Here is a 709-nt window from a genome sequence, read left to right on the forward strand (position 1 = left end):
TCGACACAATCCCCATAGACCTGCCTCGCTGCCCGCGGGTCCGTTCAATCCACGTTCACGAGCGGTCCGGCAAAAGCCGTCTCGCCCTGGCAAACTGCCGTTCCCGGACCCTCGAGAACGCTCCAGATTCACAGGCCGACGGGCACCTGCGCAAGGTGATCCAGATGATCGAGGGCGGCCGGCCGTGCCTGGACCTCGTGCAGCAGCTCTACGCCGTGGAGAACGCGCTGGCGGGCGCGCGCACGACCCTGATCAAGGACCACCTGGACAACTGCCTCGACAATGTCGTCGGCCCCATGACTGCCGAGCAGCGGCGCGAGATCGAGGAATTCAAGGCGATCGCGAAGTACCTGTAGCCCAGCTCTGACGCCTGGGTGCGACGGTCCACCCGAAAAAACCTCTAAGCGACAACGCGGGAAGTCCTTTCATGCGTGCGACTTTGGCCCGATCGCCCTGACAGGTTGCCTCGGTCTCGGCGCCGTGCAGGCCGAGGCGGGCAGTCAGGACGAAGGCGGCCGGCAGGTCTTCGAACGCGCCTGCGCGACCTGCCACGCCGAGAGCATGTCGCCCGCCGAGACCGAGTGCGTAATTCGGCGGAATCCGCCCACCCAATTCGGTTGAATTCGCCCACCTGGTTCGGCTGAAACCGCCCACCGAATTCGGCGAATTCGCCCACACGTAGCACGAGAGTAAGACGGCGCGCGGCCTT

Annotated in this window: 1 protein-coding gene; it reads left to right on the top strand. The window is 65.2% G+C overall.

What is annotated here, in order from left to right:
• Nucleotides 1-356, top strand: a 356-nt coding sequence (locus CKO28_RS27830) for a metal-sensing transcriptional repressor (RefSeq protein WP_437127667.1), incomplete at its 5' end; no start/stop codon positions are given.
• Nucleotides 357-709 lie beyond the last annotated feature (353 nt).

The sequence above is a fragment of the Rhodovibrio sodomensis genome (assembly GCF_016583645.1).
Lineage (GTDB): Bacteria > Pseudomonadota > Alphaproteobacteria > Kiloniellales > Rhodovibrionaceae > Rhodovibrio > Rhodovibrio sodomensis.